Annotated in this window: 23 protein-coding genes; 12 read left to right on the top strand and 11 right to left on the bottom strand. The window is 54.7% G+C overall.

What is annotated here, in order from left to right; all coding sequences use genetic code 11:
* The gene (locus AC1VYI_RS16725; RefSeq protein ID WP_482881890.1) at positions 1 to 954 is read left to right on the top strand and encodes a DUF6453 family protein; all 954 of its coding nucleotides are present in this window, start codon (positions 1 to 3) and stop codon (positions 952 to 954) included.
* Between the two features lie 47 nt (positions 955 to 1,001).
* A complete protein-coding gene (locus AC1VYI_RS16720; RefSeq protein WP_482881889.1) occupies positions 1,002 to 2,333 on the top strand; it encodes a tail fiber domain-containing protein in 1,332 nt (443 codons plus the stop codon).
* A 19-nt stretch (positions 2,334 to 2,352) separates the two neighbouring features.
* Here AC1VYI_RS16720 and AC1VYI_RS16715 read toward each other — a convergent pair whose 3' ends face one another.
* From AC1VYI_RS16715 to AC1VYI_RS16705, 3 genes are all read right to left on the bottom strand, one after another.
* Positions 2,353 to 2,649, bottom strand: coding sequence for a hypothetical protein (locus AC1VYI_RS16715; RefSeq protein ID WP_482881888.1), 297 nt, complete (start codon positions 2,647 to 2,649; stop codon positions 2,353 to 2,355).
* Positions 2,650 to 2,732: 83 nt separating this feature from the next.
* Entirely contained in the window at positions 2,733 to 3,110 is a 378-nt protein-coding gene (locus AC1VYI_RS16710; protein ID WP_047352234.1) for a hypothetical protein, read from the bottom strand.
* Positions 3,111 to 3,449: 339 nt separating this feature from the next.
* Positions 3,450 to 3,713, bottom strand: coding sequence for a DinI family protein (locus AC1VYI_RS16705; protein ID WP_482881887.1), 264 nt, complete (start codon positions 3,711 to 3,713; stop codon positions 3,450 to 3,452).
* A 424-nt stretch (positions 3,714 to 4,137) separates the two neighbouring features.
* Between AC1VYI_RS16705 and pepN the strand changes: the two genes are divergently transcribed.
* On the top strand, positions 4,138 to 6,750 hold the full coding sequence (gene pepN / locus AC1VYI_RS16700; protein WP_023311014.1) for an aminopeptidase N: 2,613 nt from the start codon (positions 4,138 to 4,140) through the stop codon (positions 6,748 to 6,750).
* Positions 6,751 to 6,846: 96 nt separating this feature from the next.
* Here pepN and ssuB read toward each other — a convergent pair whose 3' ends face one another.
* Genes ssuB through ssuE form a run of 5 tightly spaced genes read right to left on the bottom strand, consistent with a single transcriptional unit; the run spans position 6,847 to position 11,087 of the window.
* Positions 6,847 to 7,617, bottom strand: a complete 771-nt coding sequence (ssuB, locus tag AC1VYI_RS16695) for an aliphatic sulfonates ABC transporter ATP-binding protein (RefSeq protein WP_045354490.1) — start codon at positions 7,615 to 7,617, stop codon at positions 6,847 to 6,849.
* Positions 7,614 to 8,405 (bottom strand): aliphatic sulfonate ABC transporter permease SsuC, encoded by a 792-nt coding sequence (ssuC, locus tag AC1VYI_RS16690; RefSeq protein WP_023311016.1) that lies wholly within the window; start codon positions 8,403 to 8,405, stop codon positions 7,614 to 7,616. Before ssuC ends, ssuB begins: the two co-directional genes overlap by 4 nt.
* Before the next feature lie 9 nt (positions 8,406 to 8,414).
* Positions 8,415 to 9,560 (bottom strand): FMNH2-dependent alkanesulfonate monooxygenase, encoded by a 1,146-nt coding sequence (ssuD, locus tag AC1VYI_RS16685; RefSeq protein WP_039261601.1) that lies wholly within the window; start codon positions 9,558 to 9,560, stop codon positions 8,415 to 8,417.
* Positions 9,557 to 10,519: a sulfonate ABC transporter substrate-binding protein gene (locus AC1VYI_RS16680; protein ID WP_045401648.1), complete on the bottom strand. Its 963-nt coding sequence runs from the start codon at positions 10,517 to 10,519 to the stop codon at positions 9,557 to 9,559. The genes ssuD and AC1VYI_RS16680 overlap by 4 nt, the downstream gene beginning before the upstream one ends.
* The gene (gene ssuE / locus AC1VYI_RS16675) at positions 10,512 to 11,087 is read right to left on the bottom strand and encodes an NADPH-dependent FMN reductase (protein WP_008499940.1); all 576 of its coding nucleotides are present in this window, start codon (positions 11,085 to 11,087) and stop codon (positions 10,512 to 10,514) included. The genes AC1VYI_RS16680 and ssuE overlap by 8 nt, the downstream gene beginning before the upstream one ends.
* Positions 11,088 to 11,335: 248 nt before the next feature.
* On the opposite strand from ssuE, the gene pyrD reads away from it, so the two are divergent.
* Together pyrD and zapC are read left to right on the top strand one after the other, a co-directional pair.
* Positions 11,336 to 12,346 (top strand): quinone-dependent dihydroorotate dehydrogenase, encoded by a 1,011-nt coding sequence (gene pyrD / locus AC1VYI_RS16670; RefSeq protein ID WP_023311019.1) that lies wholly within the window; start codon positions 11,336 to 11,338, stop codon positions 12,344 to 12,346.
* A 165-nt stretch (positions 12,347 to 12,511) separates the two neighbouring features.
* Positions 12,512 to 13,054, top strand: a complete 543-nt coding sequence (zapC, locus tag AC1VYI_RS16665; protein ID WP_023311020.1) for a cell division protein ZapC — start codon at positions 12,512 to 12,514, stop codon at positions 13,052 to 13,054.
* Here zapC and AC1VYI_RS16660 read toward each other — a convergent pair.
* The gene (locus tag AC1VYI_RS16660; protein WP_134866583.1) at positions 13,051 to 14,160 is read right to left on the bottom strand and encodes a YcbX family protein; all 1,110 of its coding nucleotides are present in this window, start codon (positions 14,158 to 14,160) and stop codon (positions 13,051 to 13,053) included. The two genes, zapC and AC1VYI_RS16660, sit on opposite strands and share 4 nt — an antisense overlap.
* A 98-nt stretch (positions 14,161 to 14,258) precedes the next feature.
* Here AC1VYI_RS16660 and rlmKL point away from each other — a divergent pair, with 98 nt between their 5' ends.
* The 6 genes from rlmKL to rmf all read left to right on the top strand — a co-directional run bounded on the left by rlmKL (position 14,259) and on the right by rmf (position 22,186).
* Positions 14,259 to 16,367: a bifunctional 23S rRNA (guanine(2069)-N(7))-methyltransferase RlmK/23S rRNA (guanine(2445)-N(2))-methyltransferase RlmL gene (rlmKL, locus tag AC1VYI_RS16655; RefSeq protein WP_023311022.1), complete on the top strand. Its 2,109-nt coding sequence runs from the start codon at positions 14,259 to 14,261 to the stop codon at positions 16,365 to 16,367.
* A gap of 12 nt (positions 16,368 to 16,379) precedes the next feature.
* Positions 16,380 to 18,287 (top strand): ABC transporter ATP-binding protein, encoded by a 1,908-nt coding sequence (locus AC1VYI_RS16650; RefSeq protein ID WP_134866582.1) that lies wholly within the window; start codon positions 16,380 to 16,382, stop codon positions 18,285 to 18,287.
* Between the two features lie 13 nt (positions 18,288 to 18,300).
* A complete protein-coding gene (gene pqiA, locus AC1VYI_RS16645) occupies positions 18,301 to 19,554 on the top strand; it encodes a membrane integrity-associated transporter subunit PqiA (protein ID WP_023311024.1) in 1,254 nt (417 codons plus the stop codon).
* Positions 19,555 to 19,558: 4 nt separating this feature from the next.
* Positions 19,559 to 21,199: an intermembrane transport protein PqiB gene (gene pqiB, locus AC1VYI_RS16640; protein WP_134866581.1), complete on the top strand. Its 1,641-nt coding sequence runs from the start codon at positions 19,559 to 19,561 to the stop codon at positions 21,197 to 21,199.
* Positions 21,196 to 21,762, top strand: a complete 567-nt coding sequence (gene pqiC / locus AC1VYI_RS16635; protein ID WP_023311026.1) for a membrane integrity-associated transporter subunit PqiC — start codon at positions 21,196 to 21,198, stop codon at positions 21,760 to 21,762. The genes pqiB and pqiC overlap by 4 nt, the downstream gene beginning before the upstream one ends.
* A gap of 256 nt (positions 21,763 to 22,018) precedes the next feature.
* Positions 22,019 to 22,186 carry a ribosome modulation factor gene (gene rmf / locus AC1VYI_RS16630; protein ID WP_013097261.1) on the top strand — a complete coding sequence of 56 codons (168 nt, stop codon included), beginning with the start codon at positions 22,019 to 22,021 and terminating at the stop codon, positions 22,184 to 22,186.
* A 71-nt stretch (positions 22,187 to 22,257) separates the two neighbouring features.
* On the opposite strand, the gene fabA is transcribed toward rmf, so the two are convergent.
* A complete protein-coding gene (gene fabA / locus AC1VYI_RS16625; RefSeq protein ID WP_008499931.1) occupies positions 22,258 to 22,776 on the bottom strand; it encodes a 3-hydroxyacyl-[acyl-carrier-protein] dehydratase FabA in 519 nt (172 codons plus the stop codon).
* 68 nt (positions 22,777 to 22,844) lie between these two features.
* A complete protein-coding gene (locus AC1VYI_RS16620) occupies positions 22,845 to 24,605 on the bottom strand; it encodes an AAA family ATPase (protein ID WP_134866580.1) in 1,761 nt (586 codons plus the stop codon).
* 186 nt (positions 24,606 to 24,791) lie between these two features.
* Between AC1VYI_RS16620 and matP the strand changes: the two genes are divergently transcribed.
* Positions 24,792 to 25,244 carry a macrodomain Ter protein MatP gene (gene matP / locus AC1VYI_RS16615; protein ID WP_008499929.1) on the top strand — a complete coding sequence of 151 codons (453 nt, stop codon included), beginning with the start codon at positions 24,792 to 24,794 and terminating at the stop codon, positions 25,242 to 25,244.
* Positions 25,245 to 25,249 lie beyond the last annotated feature (5 nt).

Raw genomic sequence — 25,249 nt, 5'->3', positions numbered from 1 at the left:
ATGCCAAAAGGATTACGTATTACCTACGACGACGGCGGCCCGGCAATGGAAATTACCGCCGGGCTCCGCTGCCCTTCGTTTTGCCAGAACGTCAGTGAAGCATGGGATGTTAATCAGTACACCATTAATCAGCGGGTTGATGGCAGCCAGATCGTCGTTATCCCGCGTAATACCGTTTACAAACTTAACAGGGGTACGAACCTCATTCCCACTATCGGTATGTTTGACGGATATACCGTGTCCGGTAATACCATCACCATGAATACCTGGTGGAGTGATAACTGGAACCAGAAAAAAACCTTTGATGCATCAATCTGGCAAATTCTCCCGGTATCGTCTGGCAGAGGGCTGCTGATTAAGGACAGCACGGATTTTCTCTCGATCACTGATGCCACAATGTCGGGCTACTGCGTCTGGCGGGGCACCATCACTTTCACCGGGAGCTGGGCGACGCCGACGACAAATATCTCACGTGATCGCTACATGGTATTCGCCAAATGGAGTGCCGATAACGTCACCATCGAGTTTGACGGCTCAAACATTCTTGCGACGATAGATCATGCTGGCCTCGATCAGGCCGCAACCGTCACCATGCAGATCGCGATTTTTGCCAGTGGCGTAAGCCCGACACCGGGAAGGGGGCTGAATATAATCAAAGGCGGTGTTTGTGTTTTCTCGACCACCCGTAGGCCATTCGTTTACCGGAACCAGACCTATACACCATCATGGTCAAATACCGATATTGGCGAGGGCATGATTTTGCTTGGTCGGTATGGCTATAACAGTGAAGTTTACACCGGCTGGGACTATCTGAAATGGGCTGGTCTTATCCGCAGCGGCAATCTGGTGCGCGCCGGGAGAGGAAGAAATGCCGCTTCATGGACATCGCAGTACAGTGTGGTAGGGCGACGGCTGACAAGCCTCTCTATCCCCATCATTGATGCAATTTACTGACAACCCGCTTCGGCGGGTTTTTTATTATCTGAATTCAGGAGTCTATTATGTCAGCAGGAACCATTACCCTGACAAACGGATCCGCTGTTGTCGGCGGTACCGGAACTTCATTCACAGCAGAGCTGGCCGCTGGTGATTTCATTGTTTCGACTGTGGGTGGCGTACCGTACACGTTGGCAGTGAAAACGGTAGACAGTAATACTCAGATTACGCTTGTCAGTAACTTCACCGGGCCAACGCAATCCGGTGCAGCTTGGTCAGCCGTCCCCCGTGTTGCGCTGAACATGGTAACTGCCGCGCTGGTGGCGCAAAGTGCTGAAGCGCTGCGTGGACTGAATTACGACAAACAGAACTGGCAGCAGGTTTACAGCGCCGCCGGAAACATCACAGTGAAGCTTCCAGACGGCACAACCTTTACCGGCCCATCATGGAAATATCTGTCTGACAATATGGCGACCAAGAGCGGCGGGGCCGTACCTGTTAACCAGGGCGGTACCGGTTCGACAACCGCATCAGGCGCTCGCACAAACCTCGGTTTGGGAGACAGTTCTACCAGGAACGTTGGAACGGCAGCGGGAACGGTGGCCTCCGGGGATGATGCTCGCCTGGGTACGGTGAACGGAAAAACAGGTGGCACGATTTCATCCAGCGTTAATATAACTGGCAATTGTATAACATCGCATGGTAATGGCTTCGGTGTAGGAAACAGCGGAAACTATAAACTTGAAATCAACTCGTCTGCGACTGAGCCAACAGTAACTGATGGACCTATAACCTGGTCGATCACCCGATGGTATTCCGATTCAGTGATGTTACTTTCCCGTCGTTCTGGTGGCACTACAATCAAGAGTCAGGGCATTCAGTTTGCCAACGGTAACCAGTTTGAATTCCTGTCTACCGGAAGTGCAACGTGCCCCGGAACATTCCAGGGTGGGTCTGATGAGCGGCATAAGTTCAATATTGAGTTGGTGAAAGATCCATTGGCCTCCGTGCTCAGCTTTCGTGGTGTGACGTATGACAAAAAAGACGGGCTTCCTGAAGTAGGGCTAATCGCACAGGACGTTGAACGCGCTTGCCCGGTAGCAGTTAGCTCGTCTGACGACAGAATTTTTCGTGATGGAACTGTTATACCTAATTTCAAATATCTGAATACAGCAGGTACCGCCGCAGCGTTTCATACTGAGGCAATCAAAGAGTTGTTGATGCTTATTGAAATTTCGATCGACGATCCACAGACGGCTAAAGAGCGAATCGCTGCATTGAAAACTAAAGCGAATGAAATAGCTCAACGAGAAATTGAAAATGCTGCTCCATGGATGGAAGGACCACCTGATTTTAACCCTAAAGCCAATGGGGAGGGGAATAGTGTACAAGAATAAGCAAGTTGGTTACTCATCTTTAAGTTGAAAAACAACAGCCAGAAAAAAATCGATGCGTTGCAGCCTGAAAGTTGAGAAAGCCGCCGCCCATTCTTACATGCGATGGGCGGCGGCTGGTTTGCTGAGTGTTCATGCCCGAGCAAACGCCGGGAATATTACCCGAACAAGATTTATAGGCCAACCTGGCGAACAGTCGGGAAATCTGAAACAAGGGGTTTACAGGCTCAGTAAACAAAGAACCCGGCTTTGCCGGGTTCTGGTTGTTAAGCTGCTTTCTTAACTGGTTTCTTCTTTGCTGCTCTCTCATTAATGTCATCAATGAGTCCACGCAGCCTATATGAGTTTAAAAGAAGGTTCTGGAGTGTTTTGTTCATAGCGTATGTGCTCCTGCTCGGGTTACTACCAATTATTGGGTTGAATTCCGTGGTTAACGACCTGTTCATGAGCCTCTAAGGACTTCTTCAAATCCTTCTGCTGAACAGCCATCAAAAGACTTTCTGCATACATGATGCCTTGGCGGATATTCATCAAGCCCACACTTGCTCCAGCGGCATCTAGATCGTGTTTTTCAGTTACAAGACGCTCGATCTCATGATTAAGAGCTTCTGCGCCTTCCTTCATTTTAGCCAATGTATCCTTAAGCTCTTCAAAACTCGGATTTGTCAGCTCATAAAGACCTTCCATACCATGAACTGAAAAAAGTGATCCTAACGATTCCAGTGCATAGACAATCGACGCAATAGCCTTGTCATATGCATCCTTTTCTTCTTGTAACATTGTAGATCCTGACCGTGTGTATGCAGTTTAAAAGTGGTCAATCATCATACTCTCATGATGGGGACAATCAAGATCAATTTCAATAGTCAAAGTCTGATAGTTGTGATAGCGCGCGCCTTTACAACCCCTTCAAAAACAATGCATCAACTGGTCTTAATTTATACACTTAAAATCGGCAAATGGAATACAAACTTTATGATGATATTTTTCAGTTTGTGTGAACAACGAGAATTATAGTTAACAATTCTCAGTAAGTTAAGCCTAGCACAAGGAAGCGAAAGAAATGTGAAATAGGTAATTGTTTTGTAAATCAACAAATAAGAATTGTTGTTCGGCATGCTATCCATTTTTCCTGACTGTCGGGAACTCAGCAACCAGCCACATATCGGCCTCTTCAAACATCTCCTCCAGCATGCGGTTCAACTTTTCCCGATCGCTTTTGCTGGCATCACTGTTCAAGCCGTTCGCCTGCATTGGCTTTACCTTCACTTCTGCATCAGGAAAAATCTGGTGCACTCGCTTTGTTAGCTCAGCCAGGATGATCTCTCTGGCCCCTTCGAGCCCCTCAACATTACGCTTGTCATAAACCAGTTCTACAAACATACGCGCTCCGCTATTACTGTGTGAATATACAGTATTTTTGCTTTGGCGGTTTTGTCTGTCAAGGCATGAGCCACTTGTTTTTAAATTTTGGGGAAAATACTGCGGGCGTGTTTGTTATCGATTTGTCCTGCAGGGCTGATGTGGTCTGGCGTTGACATAAAATTATGTGTGGGGCATGGATGGGGCAAAAGTGGTATGTGAAGTTCGTTAAAGTTCGTTAATCAAGCTTTATATCGATCTCGCTCATCCCTTGTTTAAAGCGCTCCTGGACGATCTTTATCGATTTTAAAAACTATGAGTTCATATTATACAAATGTAGCAAAAAAGGGTTTTGACCCTGAAAAGATGAACATTCTGCATAGCGCGATTTGCGCAACAGGAATATATTGAAACGTTACTCGACAAACGATGCATAAGGTTTTCTATGACACAACAGCCACAAGCCAAATACCGCCACGACTACCGTGCGCCGGATTACCTGATTAGCGAAATCGATCTGACTTTTGACCTGGATGCCACAAAAACCGTTGTCACGGCGGTGAGCCAGGTGACGCGCCATAGCGCAACTGCGGTGCCGCTGCGTCTGGATGGTGAAGACCTGACGCTGGTCTCCCTGCATATTAATGATGAAGCCTGGTCGGACTATAAAGAAGAAAACAACCAGCTGGTCATCGACAACCTGCCGGAACAGTTTACGCTGCGCATCGTGAATGAAATCAGCCCGGCCGCCAACACCGCGCTGGAAGGGCTTTACCAGTCGGGCGTGGCGCTGTGTACCCAGTGTGAAGCGGAAGGGTTCCGTCATATAACCTGGTATCTCGACCGTCCGGACGTCCTGGCGCGCTTCACCACCAAAATCATCGCCGATAAAACCCTGTATCCCTTCCTGCTCTCCAACGGTAATCGCGTAGGCGAAGGCGAGCTGGAGAATGGCCGTCACTGGGTGCAGTGGCAGGATCCCTTCCCGAAACCGTGCTACCTGTTTGCGCTGGTGGCGGGGGACTTCGACGTGCTGCGCGATACATTCAAAACGCGCTCTGGTCGCGAGGTGGCGCTGGAGCTGTTTGTTGACCGCGGCAACCTGGACCGCGCGCCGTGGGCGATGACCTCGCTCATCAACTCCATGAAGTGGGACGAGGAGCGTTTCGGCCTCGAATATGATCTCGACATCTATATGATCGTCGCCGTCGATTTCTTCAACATGGGCGCAATGGAGAACAAAGGCCTTAACGTCTTCAACTCTAAATACGTGCTGGCGCGTACCGATACCGCAACGGATAAAGACTACCTCGATATTGAACGCGTTATCGGCCATGAATATTTCCACAACTGGACCGGTAACCGCGTAACCTGCCGCGACTGGTTCCAGCTGAGCCTGAAAGAGGGCCTGACCGTCTTCCGTGACCAGGAGTTCAGCTCCGATCTGGGTTCACGCGCGGTGAACCGCATCAATAACGTGCGTACCATGCGCGGCCTGCAGTTTGCGGAAGATGCCAGCCCAATGGCGCACCCGATCCGCCCGGATAAAGTTATCGAAATGAACAACTTCTACACTCTGACGGTGTACGAGAAGGGCGCTGAAATTATCCGCATGATCCACACCCTGCTGGGCGAGGAGAATTTCCAGAAAGGGATGCAGCTCTACTTTGAGCGGCACGACGGCAGCGCGGCCACCTGCGACGATTTTGTGCAGGCTATGGAAGATGCCTCTAATGTCGATCTCTCTCACTTCCGCCGCTGGTACAGCCAGGCCGGGACGCCGGTTGTCACCGTCAAAGACGATTACAATCCGGAAACCGAGCAGTACACCCTGACCATCAGCCAGCGCACGCCGCCGACGGCGGAGCAGGAAGAGAAATATCCGCTGCATATTCCGTTCAGCATTGAGCTGTACGATAACGAAGGCAAAGTCATTCCTCTCCAGAAGGGCGGCCACCCGGTACACCACGTGCTGAACGTGACTCAGGCCGAGCAGACCTTTATCTTCGATAACGTCTACTTCCAGCCGGTGCCTGCGCTGCTGTGTGAATTCTCCGCGCCGGTGAAGCTGGAATACAAGTGGAGCGATCAGCAGCTGACGTTCCTGATGCGTCACGCGCGTAACGACTTCTCCCGCTGGGATGCGGCGCAAAGCCTGCTGGCGACCTACATCAAGCTCAACGTAAACCGCCATCAGCAGGGCCAGCCGCTGTCGCTGCCTGTCCATGTGGCTGACGCGTTCCGCGCGATCCTGCTGGATGAGAAGATTGACCCGGCCCTGGCCGCTGAAATTCTGACCCTGCCGTCAGCGACTGAAATCGCCGAGCTGTTTGACATCATCGACCCGATTGCCATCGTGGCGGTGCGTGAAGCGCTGACCCGTACGCTGGCTGCTGAGCTGGCCGATGAGTTCCTCGCCATTTATAACGCCAACAAGCTTGACGCTTATCGCGTTGAGCACGCGGACATTGGTAAACGTTCTCTGCGCAATACCTGCCTGCGCTATCTGGCGTTTGGCGAAACCGAGCTGGCGAACACTTTGGTGAGCAAGCAGTATCACGAAGCGGATAACATGACCGACGCGCTGGCCGCGCTGGGCGCAAGCGTTGCCGCCGAACTGCCGTGCCGCGATGCGCTAATGCAGGAGTACGACGACAAGTGGCATCAGGATGGTCTGGTGATGGACAAGTGGTTCATCCTGCAGGCGACCAGCCCGGCGGCTGATGCGCTCAGCAACGTGCGCAGCCTGCTGAAGCATCGCTCCTTTACCCTGAGCAACCCAAACCGCGTGCGTTCTCTGATTGGCGCATTTGCCAGCAGTAACCCGGCGGCGTTCCACGCCGAAGACGGCAGCGGTTATCAGTTCATGGTGGAAATGCTGACCGAGCTGAACAGCCGTAACCCGCAGGTGGCGTCGCGTCTGATTGAGCCGCTGATCCGTCTGAAACGCTACGACGCGAAGCGTCAGGCGAAGATGCGTGCCGCGCTTGAGCAGCTGAAAGGGCTGGAGAACCTGTCTGGCGATCTGTACGAGAAGATTGCTAAGGCGCTCGCCTGATGTAAAAAATGCCGGTGGGCAGGTAAACGCAAAACGGCAACCTCGGTTGCCGTTTTTTGTGTTTTCTCCCTACGGGAGAGGGCCGGGGTGAGGGCATCAGGCATTCGCCTTGGCTCGCTGTAACTCCGTCCCCCCGCGCTTCATCACCCGATCCAATACCTCAGCTTCCAGCTCCGCCAGCCTTGCAGAGCCCACGCGGCGAGGGCGCGGAAGATCCACCGTCAGATCCAGGCCTATTTTCCCGTCCTCTATTAACAGCACCCGATCAGCCATCGCGACGGCTTCGCTCACGTCATGCGTCACCAGCAGTACCGTAAAGCCGTGCGCATGCCAGAGGGATCCAATCAAATCCTGCATTTCGATCCGCGTCAGGGCGTCGAGCGCGCCGAGCGGTTCATCAAGCAACAGCAGGCCCGGACGGTGAATTAGCGCACGCGCCAGCGCCACGCGCTGCTTCTGCCCACCCGAGAGGGCTGCCGGCCATTCGCCCGCACGATTTTCCAGCCCAACGGCGGCCAGCGCCTGGCGGGCTTCATCCCGCCAGCTGCCCTTAAGACCGAGCCCGACATTGTCGATAACCGTTTTCCACGGCAGCAGGCGTGCATCCTGAAACATCATGCGGGTATCGTCCTGAATATTCGAAAGCGGCGTCGTTCCTGCCAGAATGTCACCGCCGTTGGGGGCTTCCAGCCCGGCCAGAAGCCGTAGCAGGGTGCTCTTGCCGCCGCCGCTTCGCCCGACAACGGCCACAAATTGTCCGGCGGGAATGTGCAGATCCAACCCGTTAAGAATGGTGTTTTCGCCGTAGCGTTTGGTCACGCCGTTCAGCAGTAACGGCGTTCCCTGATTCAGTCGTGCAGTGTTCATGCTTTCGCCTCCTGAAGGGTATAGGCCGGGTTCCAGCGCAGCCAGCTGCGCTCCAGCCACTGGGCGCTGACGTCGGCGAGCTTGCCGAGCAGGGCATACAGAATGATGGCAACCACCACCACGTCCGTTTGCAGGAATTCGCGGGCGTTCATCGCCAGGTAGCCAATGCCTGAGTTGGCCGAGATGGTCTCTGCCACAATCAGCGTCAGCCACATCAGGCCGAGCGCAAAACGCACCCCGACCATAATGGAGGGCAGGGCGCCCGGCAGAATCACGTGAATAAAGAGAGAAAAACCCGATAAGCCGTAGCTGCGCGCCATCTCCACCAGACCGCGATCGATGTTGCGGATGCCGTGCCAGGTGTTGATGTAAATCGGGAACAGTGTGCCCAGCGCCACGAGGAAGATCTTGGCGCTCTCATCAATCCCAAACCACAGGATAACCAGCGGGATCAGCGCCAGATGCGGCACGTTGCGCAGCATCTGAATGGAGGTATCCAGCAGCCGCTCGCCCCAGCGGGAAAGGCCGCTGATCAAGCCCAGAACCAGACCGATGCTGCCGCCGATGGAAAACCCAATCACGGCGCGCCAGGAGCTGATCGCCAGATGCTGCCACAGCTCGCCGCTCACGCTCAGCGACCAGAACGCTTCTACGACGCCCTCCGGAGAGGGCAGAATGCGGCTCGACAGCCAGCCGGTGGATGACGCGAGCTGCCAGAGAGCCACAATGCCGACGGGTAAAAACCACGGCGCGGCGCGCAGCAGCCATTTTTGTGAGGTGGCAGACATGGTCGCTCCTTAGCTCTGTGCGGCTTTGCGTGGAATAAACTCGTTCGCCACGGCTTCGCCCTGAAGCTGAAGCCGCTGCGGCTGCGGAATCTCCGGGATGGCGACATCCAGATGCGGGAATAACAGCTCGCCCACCTTGTACGCCTCTTCAAGATGCGGGTAACCGGAGAGAATAAAGCTGTCGATACCCAGGTCTGCGTATTCATTAATCCGGGCGGCTACGGTCGGACCGTCGCCGACCAGCGCCGTGCCCGCACCGCCGCGCACCAGGCCGACGCCCGCCCACAGGTTCGGGCTGATCTCCAGATTCTCGCGCTTGCCGTTGTGCAGGGACGCCATTCGGTGCTGTCCGACGGAGTCGGTTTTGGCAAACGCGGCCTGCGCCCTGGCGATGGTCTCATCGTCCAGATGGGAAATCAGACGGTCGGCGGCCTGCCAGGCTTCTTCATTGGTTTCGCGCACGATTACGTGCAGGCGAATACCGAAGCGCACCTTGCGGCCATGGGCGGCCGCCTTCGCGCGTACCTGGGCAATTTTTTCTTTCACCAGCTCAGGCGGTTCGCCCCAGGTAAGATAGAGATCGACCTGCTCTGCCGCCAGATCCTGGGCCACATCCGACGATCCGCCAAAATAGAGCGGCGGGCGCGGCTGCTGAACCGGCGGGAAGTAGAGTTTCGCGTCACGAACGTGAATATGCTTGCCTTCAAAGGTGACGGTTTCACCTTCCAGCAGACGTCGCCAGACGCGGGTGAACTCGGCGGAGGCTTCGTAGCGCTCGGTATGGTCGAGGAACACCCCATCGCCCGCCAGCTCCTGCGGATCGCTGCCCGTCACCAGGTTAAACAGGGCGCGACCGTTGGACAGCCTGTCCAGCGTTGCCGCCTGACGCGCCGCCACGGTAGGGGAGACTACGCTCGGGCGTAAGGCAACCAGGAACTTCAGACGCTGGGTGACCGGGATCATCGATGCGGCCACCAGCCAGGCATCTTCACATGAACGTCCGGTCGGGATCAGCACCCCGGTGAAACCGATTCGGTCCGCCGCCTGCGCAATCTGCTGCAGGTAGCCGTGATCAACCGGGCGCGAGCCCTCTTCTGTACCAAGATAGTGTCCATCACCGTGGGTGGGTAAAAACCAGAAAAGATTCAGACTCATGATTTAGCTCCTTCTTTGCCTGCGGGCTGCCAGATGCGTTCGCGAATAGTCACCTGTTTTGGCACCAGGCGGTTTTGATAGAACAGGTCAGCCGTTTGTTGCTGAAGCGCGGCGACGTGCGCGTCCACGGGCGTGATGGTGGTCGGCGGACGGTGGTTGAGATAGCTCGCGATCACCGGCTCAGGTAAGCCCATGGTTTTCGCCAGCAGGGCAATGCTCTCCTGGCGCTGGGTCTGGGTCAGCGCATCGGCCTGGGTAAAGGTATCCAGTACGCCCTGAATAAATGCGCCGTTCTTTTCCGCGTAAGGACGCGCGGCCAGATAGAACGAACCGGTCTGCTTCAGCGTGGTACCGTCTTTCAGCACGCGAACGCCGCCCTGCAGCAATGCGGCGGAGTAGTACGGATCCCAGATGGCCCAGGCATCAACGTCCTTCTGCTGGAACGCGGCGCGGGCGTCGGCAGGCGTCAGGTAAACAGGCTGAATGTCAGTGAACTTCAGCCCGGCTTCCTGCAGGGCACGCAACAGCAGGTTGTGTGAGCTGGAACCTTTCTGGAAAGCCACTTTATGCCCTTTGAGGTCGGCGACGCTTTTAATGTCGCTGTTTTCAGGCACCAGAATCACTTCGGCCTTCGGTTTGGGTGGCTCAACGCCAACATAGACGAGGTCCGCTCCCGCCGCCTGGGCAAATATCGGCGGAATATCGCCCGTGCTGCCGAGATCGATACTGCCGACGTTCAGGGCCTCCAGCATCTGCGGGCCAGCAGGGAACTCCACCCAGGAGAATTTGGTGTTCGGGAAGCGTTTTTCCAGCAGCTGGTGGCTTTTCGCCAGCACCATGCTGACGCTGCCTTTCTGATAGCCAATGCGCAAACTTTCCGGAGCCGCTTCTGCGGCATGGGCCAGCGAGGTAAGCGCCATCAGACCTGCCAGGCCGATGCGGGTTAACGTTTTAAACATGTGCGACTCCTTGAGGCTGACCAAACGCCGGGGCCTGGATATCCCTGCGGTGCAGAGCGTGCCAGAAGGTTTCCAGAGCGTTATCGAGGCGGGTTTGCAGGTTGGGCGTAAAATGAGGTTTATGTTGATAATCGATAACCTGGGAGTCATCTGCGAAAACGCCGTGGAGGATCTCCTGCGCTTTCAGCGCGTTCAGCACCGGCTTCAGGGCATAATCCACGGCCAATAAATGGGCAACCGTACCGCCCGTTGCCAGCGGCAGCACGACTTTGCCGTCCAGCGCGCGCTCCGGAAGCAGATCGAGCAGGGTTTTCAGCGCCCCGGAAAAGGAGGCTTTATAAATAGGCGTTGCCACAATTAAGCCGTCAGCGCCGTTAAGCTGCTCGATCAGCGTTTTAAGCGCAGGGCTGTCGAAACGGGCATAGAGCAGATCTTCAGGTTCGAAGTTATGCAGGTTCCAGTGGCACACTTCCACATCCAGGGCATTGAGTTTTTCGCGGGCATATTCCAGCAGGGCGCTGGAGCGCGAAGGGAATCGTGGACTTCCAGCCAGGGTAATGACGCGCATACTTCCTCCTTATAACCAATTGTTTGCTTTTATCTAACATTCATAACAATTTTCAGGAGTGTGACACCGCGCGGTTATTCCACTAAATGATTTATCTGCAATTAAAATGCGAAAAAGTGCATAAGAAATAGACGGGAAGGTAAACGATTGCGTTTTGCGCTGATTTTTTGCCGCAGGTCAATTCCCTTTCGCGCGTGGATCGCCCATAATCCCCTCCCGGTTTGCACACCGGGAATCCAGGAGAGTTCATGTACTACCCCTTCGTTCGTAAAGCCCTTTTCCAGCTCGACCCTGAGCGCGCTCATGAATTTACATTCCAGCAATTACGTCGTATTACCGGAACGCCGCTGGCCGCTCTGGTGCGTCAGAATGTGCCGGAAAAACCTGTGCAGTGCATGGGTCTGACCTTTAAAAATCCGCTGGGTCTGGCGGCCGGTCTGGACAAAAATGGCGAGTGCATTGATGCCCTGGGCGCGATGGGCTTTGGCTCCATTGAAATCGGCACCGTCACGCCGCGCCCGCAGCCGGGAAATGACAAGCCGCGTCTGTTCCGCCTGGTTGAAGCCGAAGGGCTGATCAACCGCATGGGCTTTAATAACCTCGGTGTTGATCACCTGGTTGAGAACGTAAAAAAAGCCCATTTTGACGGGATATTAGGCATCAATATCGGCAAAAATAAAGACACGCCGGTTGAGCAGGGTAAAGATGACTATCTGATTTGTATGGAAAAAGTCTACGCCTATGCCGGTTATATCGCGGTGAATATTTCTTCACCCAATACTCCGGGTCTGCGTTCCTTACAATATGGCGAAGCGCTGGACGATCTTCTGAGTGCCATTAAAAATAAACAAAATGAACTCCAGACGATCCACCATAAATATGTTCCGGTCGCGGTTAAGATCGCCCCGGATCTTTCTCCTGAAGAATTGATCCAGGTTGCCGACAGTTTGGTTCGCCATAATATTGATGGTGTTATTGCGACCAATACCACTCTCGATCGTTCCCTCGTGCAGGGAATGAAAAACTGTGACGAAGCGGGTGGGTTAAGTGGACGTCCGGTGCAATTAAAAAGCACCGAAATTATTCGCGCCCTGTCTGCGGAATTAAAAGGACGTCTGCCGATTATTGGCGTCGGCGGCATTGACTCAGTGATTGCTGCGCGCGAGAAGATGGCGGCAGGTGCGTCACTGGTGCAAATCTATTCCGGCTTTATTTTTAAAGGACCGCCGCTGATTAAAGAAATCGTTACTCATATCTAATCTTTTCTCTTAATCAGACAACCAGGGCTTTATTTCCAGCCCTGGTTGTTTTATATTCCGTCACTGTTGCTTATTTAGTCATTATAGTCTTTTATTAATGGTGTTATAAACGAGGCGGCAAACAGGACATTTTTAGTACAGGACGTTTGGGGACGGGAGAGACACATGCGAATTAAACCTGACGATAACTGGCGCTGGTATTTTTGCGACGAGCATGACCGAATGATGCTCGATTTAGCCAATGGCATGTTGTTTCGTTCTCGTTTTGCCCGCCGAATGTTAACCCCGGATGCATTTTCCCCGTCGGGCTTTTGCGTTGACGATGCGGCGCTTTATTTCTCCTTTGAAGAAAAATGCCGGGATCTGGTGCTATCTAAAGAGCAGCGTGCCGAGCTGGTATTAAATGCGCTGGTGGCTATCCGCTTCCTGAAACCGCAAATGCCAAAAAGCTGGCATTTTCTTGCGCATGGTATGAGCTGGACCCCGGCAACGGGTGACGCGGCCAGCGTCAATCTGAGCGATACCGCAGAAGAGGTGAGCCTGCTGGTGGTTGAGCCAGGCGAAAATGCTGCGCTCTGCCTGCTGGCACAGCCCGGCGTAACCATTGCCGGGCGGACGATGCAGCTTGGCGATGCCATTAAAGTGATGAACGACAGGCTGAAGCCGCAGCTGCGGGTAGATTCCTTCAGCCTTGAACAGGCGGTTTAAGCTTCCAGCTGTACGGACGTTTTCGGTATGCAGCTACAGCACAGAATTGTGCCGTCATTTCCAATTGCCGATTTTTTCAGCGCACTGACCTCTCCATCCACCAGCCTGATGCGGCAGCATCCGCAAATGCCTGCGCGACAGGAATAGGGTACGCGAATACCTGCCTGCTCCAGTTGCTCCAGTAATACCTGCTGGTTGTTGCCACGGATGACGTTGCCCTGCCAGTGAATATCTACCGCAGAGGCGACATTCGTCACAACGTCGACCATTTCTTCTTCCTGACCTGAGCCGTACGCTTTTGCAGGCCCTCGGGCAAGAATTTCTACCTCATCACCGACGCGGATTGCGCCGCTGGAGCGCGGGATCAGGTTCTGGCCGAAATCCACATCGCCGTTGTCCTGCGCGGTGCGGAACGACTGCAGCGTCTTCAGCGGTTCGCCGGAAGGGTGTTTCTGACCTTTCTCAGGGCTCACCGTGGTGAAAATGCAGCGGCTGCAGGGTTTTACGACATCAAAGATGACGCTACCGATGCGGATCACTTTCCAGGTGTCTTCTTCCCAGGCGTCGGCGCCCGTGACCACCAGGTTCGGACGGAACTGTTCCATCTGAACGCTAGCCTTGCAGCGGCTTTGTAAATCACGCAGCGAGGCTTCGTTAGTCAGCAGGAACGGGAAACCATCGGCGAAGGAGAGGGGAACTGCGTCATGGCGCTTCACGCGACGCGTCAGTTCAGGACCTACCCAGCGCAGCTGCACGTCACGAGAGAAGAAACCGCTCAGCCAGCGGTTAATCTCATCCGGGGCGATGCGCGCGGTAAAATGATTGCCCCACACTTCCGTTGGCGCATCGACAGGCGCAAAATCAGCAAAGCGAATTACCGCGCTGGAACCGTCCGGCGCGGTAAGGTGTAAACCGTCATGAAGCGGGGAAGGGGTAAAGCGAACCATCTGCGGGAACTGGCGTGCGGTAATGAACGTGCCGTCAGGCTCGGTGACCATAAAAATACGATCGAAGGCGAATCCGCTCATGTCGGCCAGCGCGTGAGAGACGCCGATGCCGCGCATGGATTTCACCGGATGAATAAAAAGCCTGCATAACGTCGCCACTGCACACTCCCACAAATGAAAATAAGCCTTCAACTTTATGACATACACGCCATATTAGCTATAATGCGCGACAATTTTCTAAGAGTAAAAGTGACGATATGAATTCTCTGTTTGCCAGTACGGCCCGTGGGCTGGAAGAGCTGTTAAAAACTGAACTGGAAAGCCTGGGCGCGCAAGAGTGCCAGGTGGTTCAGGGTGGTGTCCATTTTGAGGGCGACACGCGGCTTATTTACCAGAGCCTGATGTGGAGCCGTCTGGCGTCGCGCATCATGCTGCCGATGAAGGAGTGCAAGGTCTATAGCGACCTGGACCTCTATACCGGCGTACAGATGATCGACTGGACAGAGATCTTCACGCCCAATGCCACCTTTGCGGTGCATTTCAACGGCGTGAACGACGAGATCCGCAACAGCCAGTACGGTGCCCTGCGCGTAAAAGACGCCATTGTGGACTGCTTCACGCGTAAAAATAAGGAACGTCCAAACGTCGATCGCGAAAATCCGGATCTGCGTATTAACGTCTGGCTCAACGGTGACACGGCGAGTATTTCTCTCGATCTGAGCGGCGCAGGCCTGCACCTGCGCGGCTACCGCGATCGTACCGGTATGGCGCCAATTAAAGAAACGCTGGCCGCCGCCATTGTAATGCGCTCCGGCTGGCAGCCGGGCACGCCGCTGCTCGATCCGATGTGTGGTTCCGGTACGTTGCTGATTGAAGCGGCCATGCTGGCAACCGACCGCGCGCCGGGCCTGCATCGCGGTCACTGGGGCTTTAAAGGCTGGGCGCAGCACGACGAAGCGCTCTGGAAAGAGGTCAAAGACGACGCGCAGACCCGCGCGCGTAAAGGTCTGGCGGAGTACACCTCCCACTTCTACGGTTCGGACAGCGACCCGCGGGTAATCGAACGCGCGCGCAGCAACGCCCGTCGTGCCGGTATCGGCGAGCTGGTCACCTTTGAGGTGAAAGACGTGGCGAATCTGACCAACCCGCTGCCAAAAGGCCCGTACGGTACCGTGATCAGCAACCCGCCTTACGGCGAGCGTCTGGACAGCGAACCGGCGCTGATTGCCCTGCACAGCCTGCTGGGGCGCAATATGAAGGACTACTTCGGCGGCTGGAACCTGTCGCTGTTTAGCGCCTCGCCGGAGCTGCTGAGCTGCCTGCAGCTGCGTGCCGATCGCCAGTTTAAAGCGAAAAACGGCCCGCTGGACTGCGTGCAAAAAAACTACCATCTGGCGGAGAAAGCGGCGGACAGTAAGCCATCCGGCGTGGCGGAAGATTACGCCAACCGCCTGCGCAAGAACCTGAAGAAATTTGAGAAGTGGGCGAAGCAGGAGGGCATTGAATGCTATCGCCTGTACGACGCCGATCTGCCGGAGTACAACGTGGCGGTTGACCGCTACGCGGACTGGGTGGTGATTCAGGAATATGCTCCACCGAAAACCATTGATGCGCAAAAAGCGCGTCAGCGCATGCTGGATGTGATTGCGGCCACCATCGCCGTGCTCGGCATTGCGCCAAACAAGCTGGTGCTGAAAACCCGCGAGCGTCAGAAAGGAAAAAATCAGTATCAGAAGATGGGCGAGAAGGGCGACTTCATCGAAGTGGGCGAATACAACGCTCGCCTGTGGGTGAACCTGACCGACTATCTGGATACTGGCCTGTTCCTCGACCACCGTATTGCCCGTCGCATGCTGGGTCAGATGAGCAAGGGCAAAGATTTCCTCAATCTGTTCTCCTATACCGGCAGCGCGAGCGTGCATGCAGGTCTGGGCGGCGCGCGGAGCACCACCACGGTGGATATGTCCCGCACCTATCTGGAGTGGGCGGAGCGCAACCTGCGTCTTAACGGGCTGACCGGACGTCAGCACCGACTGATGCAGGCCGACGTGCTGGGCTGGCTGCGTGATACCGACGAGCAGTTCGACCTGATCTTTATCGATCCGCCGACCTTCTCCAACTCCAAGCGCATGGAGGATAGCTTTGATGTTCAACGCGATCACCTGCGCCTGATGACCGACCTGAAGCGCCTGCTGCGTAAGGGCGGCACTATTATGTTCTCGAACAACAAACGCGGCTTCCGTATGGATCATGACGGCTTAGCAGCCCTGGGACTGAAAGCACAAGAAATCAGCCAAAAAACGCTGTCTCAGGACTTTGCCCGTAACCGTCAAATTCATAACTGCTGGTTGATTACCGCGGTCTGAAAGGAAAAATAAATGTCTTTAATTAGTATGCACGGCGCGTGGCTCTCTTTCAGCGACTCGCCGCTTCTCGATAATGCAGAGCTGCATATCGAAGATAATGAGCGCGTCTGTCTGGTGGGCCGTAACGGCGCGGGTAAATCCACGCTGATGAAAATCCTCAACCGCGAACAGGGGCTGGATGACGGCCGCATCGTTTACGAGCAGGATCTGATCGTCTCCCGCCTCCAGCAGGACCCGCCGCGTCACGTGACCGGCAGCGTTTACGATTTCGTGGCGGAAGGGATCTCTGAGCAGGCCGAATACCTGAAGCGTTATCACGAGATTTCGCATCTGGTGATGACCGATCCGAGCGACAAGAACCTCAACGAACTGGCGAAAGTGCAGGAGATGCTCGATCATCACGGTCTGTGGCAGCTTGAAAACCGCATTAACGAGGTTCTGGCCCAGCTTGGTCTGGAAGCGGACATGGAACTGTCGGCGCTCTCCGGCGGCTGGCTGCGTAAAGCGGCCCTGGGCCGCGCGCTGGTCAGCGGGCCGAAGGTGCTGCTGCTGGACGAACCGACGAACCACCTGGATATCGAAGCGATTGACTGGCTGGAAGGCTTCCTGAAAACCTTCAGCGGCACCATCATCTTTATCTCGCACGACCGTTCGTTTATTCGCAACATGGCAACGCGTATTGTCGATCTCGACCGCGGCAAGCTGGTCACCTATCCTGGCGATTACGACACCTATCTGCTTGAGAAAGAAGAAAACCTGCGCGTGGAAGAGCTGCAGAATGCGGAGTTCGACCGCAAGCTGGCGCAGGAAGAAGTGTGGATCCGCCAGGGCATCAAGGCCCGCCGTACCCGTAACGAAGGCCGCGTGCGCGCTCTGAAGGCAATGCGCCGTGAGCGCAGCGAACGCCGTGAAGTGATGGGCAGCGCCAAAATGCAGGTGGAAGAAGCGTCCCGTTCCGGCAAGATTGTCTTCGAAATGGAAAACGTCAACTATCAGGTTGATGGCAAAGTGCTGGTGAAAGATTTCTCCGCCCAGGTTCAGCGCGGTGACAAAATTGCGCTTATCGGCCCGAACGGCTGCGGTAAAACCACGCTGCTGAAGCTGATGCTGGGCCAGCTGCAGGCCGACAGCGGCCGCATTCACTGTGGGACTAAGCTGGAAGTGGCCTACTTCGACCAGCACCGCGCGGAGCTGGATCCGGACCGCACGGTGATGGATAACCTCGCCGAAGGCAAGCAAGAGGTGATGGTAAACGGCAAGCCGCGCCACGTGCTGGGCTATCTGCAGGACTTCCTGTTCCATCCGAAACGTGCGATGACCCCAGTCCGTGCGTTATCGGGCGGAGAGCGTAATCGTCTGCTGCTGGCGCGTCTGTTCCTGAAACCAAGTAACCTGTTGATTCTCGATGAACCAACGAACGACCTTGATGTCGAAACGCTGGAATTACTCGAAGAACTGATTGACGGTTATCAGGGGACCGTAATGCTGGTCAGCCACGATCGTCAGTTCGTGGATAACACCGTAACCGAGTGCTGGATCTTCGAAGGTGAAGGGCGAATTGGACAATACGTAGGCGGTTATCACGATGCAAAAGGGCAGCAATCGCAGTCTCTGGCGCAGAAACAGGCTAAATCCAGAAATGTACCGGAACCTGCTGTAACAAAAGCAGAAACTGTTAAAAAATCTCCTGCTAAAATGAGTTATAACCTGCAGCGCGAACTCGAGGGGCTGCCTCAGCGTCTTGAAGAGCTGGAGGCCGCTCTGGAAACGTTGCAGATGCAGGTCGCTGATGCGTCATTCTTTACGCAGCCGCACGACTATACTCAGAAAGTACTGTCAGAACTGTCCGCGGCTGAAAAAGCCCTGGAAGAAGCATTTGAGCGCTGGGAGTACCTTGAGTCTCTGAAAAACGGCGCATAAACAGGGATAACATATGTGTGACCAGCACCATGCCGACAGGCATATTTTATGCTCGCAATGCGATATGCTCGTGGCGTTGCCAGAGCTTGGTCACGGACATAAAGCCCTGTGTCCACGTTGCGGCGCAACGTTGACAACCGAGTGGGACGCGCCGCGGCAGCGTCCCACTGCTTACGCTCTGGCAGCATTGTTCATGCTGCTGCTCTCTAATCTCTTCCCCTTCATCTATATGAAGGTGGGAGGAATAACCAGCCAGGTGGATTTGCTTGAAATCCCAGGCGTGATGTTCTCGGAAGATTACGCCAGCCTCGGCACCTTTTTTCTCCTGTTTGTCCAGATAGTCCCGGCTTTTTGCCTGGTCGTTATCCTTTTGCTGGTCAATCGCGTCAGGATGCCCTCATCACTGAAAATCCGGCTCGCGCGTATCCTATTTCAGCTCAAAAGCTGGGGTATGGCCGAGATCTTTCTGGCGGGCATTCTGGTCAGTTTCGTGAAGCTCATGGCGTACGGTGATGTGGGGATCGGCAGCAGCTTTATTCCGTGGTGCCTGTACTGTGTCCTGCAGCTGCGCGCCTTCCAGTGCGTGGACAGGCGCTGGGCGTGGGATGATATCGCCCCGGCACCGACGCTTGCGCAGACGGTAAAAGTCGGCGTGCCCGGCATTCGCCAGGGGTTGCGTTCTTGCCCATGCTGCACCGCCGTGCTGCCCGCCGATCTCGACGTTTGTCCGCGCTGCGAAACGAAAGGTCACGTACGCCGTAAAAATAGCCTGCAGTGGACGATGGCGCTGCTGGTCACCTCCATCATGCTGTATCTGCCTGCCAATATTCTACCGATCATGATCACCGATTTGCTCGGCGACAAAATGCCCTCGACGATCCTGGCCGGGGTGATCCTGCTGTGGGGAGAAGGTTCCTATCCTGTCGCCGGCGTGATCTTTATCGCCAGTATTATGGTGCCAACCTTAAAAATGATCGCCATCGCCTGGCTCTGCTGGGATGCGAAGGGGCATGGAAAACGCGACAGCGAACGCATGCACCTGATTTATGAAGTGGTCGAGTTTGTCGGACGCTGGTCAATGATTGACGTGTTTGTCATCGCCGTTCTCTCTGCACTGGTGCGGATGGGCGGTTTGATGAGTATTTATCCCGCGATGGGGGCTTTAATGTTTGCACTGGTCGTGATTATGACCATGTTTGCGGCCATGACCTTCGACCCTCGTTTATCGTGGGATCGTGAGCCTGAATCAAGCCATGAGGAAGAGTAAGAGCATGGAAAATAAGAGTGGAGAGGCGAAAGTGCAGAAGGTCAAAAACTGGTCGCCGGTGTGGATTTTTCCCATCGTGACCGCGCTGATCGGTGCATGGATCCTGTTTTATCATTACAGCCATCAGGGACCGGAAGTCACGCTGATAACCACCAATGCCGAGGGGATTGAGGGCGGTAAAACGACCATCAAAAGCCGTAGCGTGGACGTGGGCGTAGTCGAAAGCGCAACCCTGACCGACGATTTAACCCATGTGGAAATTAAGGCGCGCCTTAATGCCGGCATGGAAAAACTGCTGCATGGCGATTCCGTTTTCTGGGTCGTTAAACCGCAGGTGGGACGTGAAGGGATCAGCGGCTTAGGGACGCTGCTCTCCGGGGCCTATATTGAACTGCAGCCCGGCACGAAGGGTAGCCAGCCGGGAAAATACCAGCTTCTGGATTCACCGCCGCTTGCGCCGCCTGATGCCAAGGGTATCCGCGTGATCCTCGACAGCAAAAAAGCGGGTCAGCTCACGGCGGGTGACCCGGTACTGTTCCGCGGCTACCGCGTCGGTTCCGTTGAAACCAGCACCTTCGATGCGCAAAAGCGTACCATTAGCTATCAGCTTTTCATCAATGCGCCAAACGATCGTCTGGTGACCAGCAACGTTCGTTTCTGGAAGGACAGCGGGATCGCGGTCGATCTTACGTCGGCGGGGATGCGCGTAGAAATGGGATCATTAACCACGCTGTTTGGCGGCGGGGTGAGCTTTGATGTTCCGGAAGGGCAGGATCTCGGGCAGCCGGTTGCCGAGAAAACGGCGTTCAGACTCTTTGACGATCAGCGAAGCATTCAGGACGCGCTTTATACCGATCACATCGACTTCCTGATGTTCTTTAAAGACTCCGTCCGCGGTCTGCAGCCGGGCGCGCCCGTTGAGTTCCGCGGTATTCGTCTTGGTACGGTTGGACAAGTTCCGTTCTTTGTCCCGGGCCTGAGCCAGATGCTGGACGATGATTATCGTATTCCGGTGCTGATCCGTATCGAGCCGGAGCGTCTGCTGAACCAGATTGGCGAGAACCAGGATATCGCGGCGCATATTAACGAATTGATGAACCGTGGTCTGCGCGGGTCGCTGAAAACGGGTAACCTGGTGACGGGCGCGCTGTATGTGGATATGGACTTCTACCCGAAAGCACCGCCGATTACCGGTATTCGTGAATTCGGTGGCTACAAGATCATCCCAACGGTGAGCAGCGGTCTGGCTCAGATCCAACAGCGCCTGATGGAGACGCTGGATAAGATCAACAATCTGCCGCTGAATCCGATGATTGAAGCGGCGACGAACTCACTGAGCGAAAGCCAGGCAACGATGCGTCGTCTGCAAACCACGCTGGATAACATCAACAAGATCACGGCGAGCCAGAGCATGCAGCAGCTGCCGCAGGATATACAGAAAACGCTGCGTGAGCTGAACCGCAGTATGCAGGGCTTCCAGCCGGGTTCAGCGGCCTACAACAAGATGGTGGCAGATATGCAGCGTCTTGATCAGGTCTTACGTGAACTGCAGCCGGTGCTGAAAACGCTCAACGAGAAGAGCAACGCGCTGGTGTTCGAAGCGAAAGATAAAAAGGATCCTGAGCCGAAGAGGGCAAAAGAATGAAAAAGTGGCTATTGATGGTTGGCGCTCTGCTGTTAACGGCGTGCAGTTCAGGGGTAGATAATAAAAGCTACTATCAGCTGCCTGTGGCTACCCACAGCGGTGGGCAAAGCACGGCCAGCCAGGGAAGCCGCCAGCTGTGGGTTGAGCAGGTTGCCGTGCCGGATTATCTGGCAGGAAACGGCGTGGTCTATCAGACCAGCGACGTTAAATACGTGATTGCGACGAACAACCTGTGGGCCAGCCCGCTGGATCAGCAGCTGCGCAACACGCTGGTGGCCAATCTGGGCAGTCAGCTTCCGGGCTGGGTTGTTGCGTCGCAGCCGCTGGGTAACGACCAGGATACACTTAACGTCACGGTAACGGGCTTCCACGGCCGTTATGACGGTGCGGTGGTGATTAGCGGGGAGTGGTTGCTGAACCATCAGGGGCAGCTGATTAAGCGTCCTTTCCATCTGGAGCTGAAGCAGCAGAAAGATGGCTATGACGAAATGGTGAAAGTCCTGGCTCAGGGTTGGGCACAGGAGTCGGCCAGCATCGCGAGAGAAATTTCCCGGCTGCCATAAGTAAAATTCATCATTAAAAACCGCAGTTGGCCTGTCGCTGATTGCGGTTTTTTTTTCGTTTTCAGTTCAGTTTGTTACTTGTGCCACGTCACAATTTTTGTACAAATGAACTTCCAGCTAGCTCACAAATATGACACCCGTATGAATTTTGAACATTGACGATGCGACTAATTCGGGGTATTCGTTATCTGTGCCTGTGCATTTAGTGCAGACACTGTTTTCTTTCCACCAGACAAAAGAATGAGGGAAACGAGGCATGAAGAGACAGAAACGAGATCGCCTGGAACGGGCTCATCAACGTGGTTATCAGGCCGGCATCGCTGGACGTTCTAAAGAAATGTGTCCTTATCAGACGATAAATCAAAGGTCACAATGGCTTGGAGGCTGGCGAGAAGCCATCGGCGACAGGGCACTCATAGCCTGATAACGTCTCTTTCAAAAAAGAAACCTCCGCAATGCGGAGGTTTCGCCTTTCTGGGGGTGCCAAAAGCACGATCAGAAAGCTGAAGTATCCTGGAACAGGCCAACTTTCAGGTCGCTTGCGCTATAGATCAGACGACCGTCGACCAGCACTTCGCCATCTGCCAGGCCCATAATCAGGCGGCGGTTAACGATGCGCTTGAAGTGAATGCGATAGGTCACTTTCTTCGCCGTAGGCAGAACCTGGCCAGTGAATTTTACTTCGCCCACGCCCAGCGCGCGGCCTTTACCTTCGCCGCCCAGCCAGCCCAGATAGAAGCCAACCAGCTGCCACATGGCATCCAGGCCCAGACAGCCAGGCATTACCGGATCGCCAATAAAGTGGCAACCGAAGAACCACAGGTCAGGGTTGATATCGAGTTCTGCTTCTACGTAACCCTTATCGAAGTTGCCGCCGGTTTCGGTCATTTTCACGACACGGTCCATCATCAGCATGTTCGGGGCCGGTAACTGTGGGCCTTTAGCGCCAAACAGTTCACCGCGACCAGAGGCAAGAAGATCTTCTTTTGTATAGGATTCGCGTTTATCTACCATGTTCTCAGTAAGCCTTATTTTAGTGAAGGACGCAGGATAGCTAACACGTGTACGCTGAACAAGTCCGATCAGTTCGAACTAAACCAGCCCAGCCAGCGTAACGGCCATGGATAACGATGACGAGCATCCTGCTGTGTCGCCTGAGCTATGCGCTCCTGGATAGTCTGCATCAGGGTGGTTTGCCCTTCGCCATCCCAAACCAGATTTGTCAGTAAGGGTAGAGCATCCTCAATCCCTTCGATGGCCCAGATGGCGAATTGCTCTTGCTCAACCGCATCCAGAATATCCTGACTAAGGCTCAAATGGCGTGCGTTGGGAGCAGGAATAATCACCCCCTGTTTGCCGTTTAAACCGCGCTGCTGACAGATAGAGAAGAAGCCTTCAATTTTTTCGTTGAGGCCTCCCACTGGCTGTGCACGACCGAACTGATCCACCGAACCGGTGATCGCGATGTTCTGATTGATGGGCACTTCCGCCAGGGCGCTGATTAAGGCGCACAGCTCGGCCATAGAGGCGCTATCGCCATCCACTTCGCTGTAGGACTGCTCAAACGTCAGCGAGGCGGAGAAGGGGATCTGTTGCTCAAGCTGCAGCTCTGACATCAAAAACGCCTGCATGATCATCATGCCTTTCGCGTGAATGTTGCCGCCCAGCTCGGCTTTCCGTTCGATATCGGTGAACTCGCCATCGCCAATGTGCACAACGCAGCTGATACGGGACGGTTCCCCGAATGCGCGCGGATGACCGGGAAATTCAATCACCGACAGGGCGTTGATCTGCCCGACGCGTTCGCCTTCGGTTTCCACCAGAATTTGTTCCAGCAGAATTTCATCCTGCATACGGTCGGCAAGATAGCCTTCTCGCCACTCACGCTGAGCCAGCATCTGAGTGAGCTGTTCGCCGGTGAACGCCCCGTTACCGCTGATCACACCCACTTCACGCAGCTGTTTGCCGATCCAGAGCGGGCAAAGCGGCAGCGTTTCCTGGTCACCGGTGTAGCGTACCGCTTCGCGGATTAAGCCCGGCCACGCGTCAGCCGCAGGGGTTGGCAGCGCAAAACGTTCAGCAACGGCCATTACCCACTGGCACCACTGCGCCATATCGTCGGCGTCAGCAATCTGGGTACTGTCTTCGTATTCGCTATACACCGCCTGCTCAGCGAGTTCTGGCTCCATTTCCTGGAAGTCCGCCAGCGATTCACGGTCGCCCGTCAGCACGACGGTCAGCGACAGCGGCATAGACGGAACAGAGACAGGCAAAGGACGAGACTCATCGTAGCCGACCCAGTCGAAACGCTGCTGGTGCACGATAGTTTTCAGACGCATCCACAGCAGCGGCTGCGAGAGCAGGGTACGCAGTGAGATAATCAGAACACCGCCATTTGCGCGATGTACCAGCCCCGGCTGCAGCGAAAGCTCGCCGTTAAACTGGCGCAGACAACCAAAGAGTTGTTCTGCCTCGACCCAGTTCGCGGTAATCACCTCGCCCTTGGCGGCAAAACGACCGTCGGCCTGTGCCGCCGGTTCGAAAGTGACATCATGTCCCGTAATACGATACTGGCCGCCAAAAACGGCATTCGCTTCCGGCTTCAGCTGACGCACGGCATCCCCGAACAACGTCAGGTATTCCGCTTCTTCCGGGGCTTTGAGCAGCATGAAGGGCGCGGTTGCCCATGGGCTTAATGCCTGCTCCAGCGCGTAATGCAAACGAGGCTGCGTATCGCTAAGGATGAATTTGTGTTCTTTTGCGAGTTCGGGCTGTGCAAACAGTTCCTGGTAACTTTCGGTATCCGGAACAAGGTCACGCCATGCAAGTTTCGTAATGGTCAAAGTTGATGTTTTTTAGTCAGATGTAAAAGCGTGGAGTATACCGTAAGCGGGGGGCTGTACCCAAGCAGGATCGGGGATTTCGACAGGGCGATTGGCTGCATTCACTCACAGGATATGATTTCTTTTCAGCAGATTGCTAAAAAACTGATATTCTGAACAGAGTTACGTGGTAACACTGAGATCGCAATGAAATATCAACAACTGGAAAATCTCGAAAGCGGCTGGAAATGGAAGTACCTGGTCAAAAAGCACCGTGAAGGGGAGCTGATCACCTGCTACATCGAAGCCAGCGCTGCGCAAGAAGCCGTGGATATTTTGCTGACCCTCGAAAATGAACCGGTACAGGTTAACGGCTGGATTGAGAAACACATCAATCCTGCGTTATTAAACCGGATGAAGCAAACTATTCGCGCGCGACGCAAACGGCATTTTAATGCTGAGCATCAGCACACTCGCAAAAAATCAATCGATCTGGAGTTCGTTGTCTGGCAACGCCTGGCTGGGCTGGCACAACGACGGGGCAAAACGCTTTCGGAAACCATCGTGCAGCTGATTGAGGATGCCGAACATAAAGAGAAGTACGCCAACCAGATGTCGACGTTGAAGAACGACCTTCAGGCTCTGTTGGGTAAAAAATAGATTTT

The organism is Enterobacter sp. QK-SA4 (genome assembly GCF_056856775.1).
Note: the sequence above shows the minus strand (reverse complement) of the source record. Positions and strands in the feature narration are given on the sequence as shown.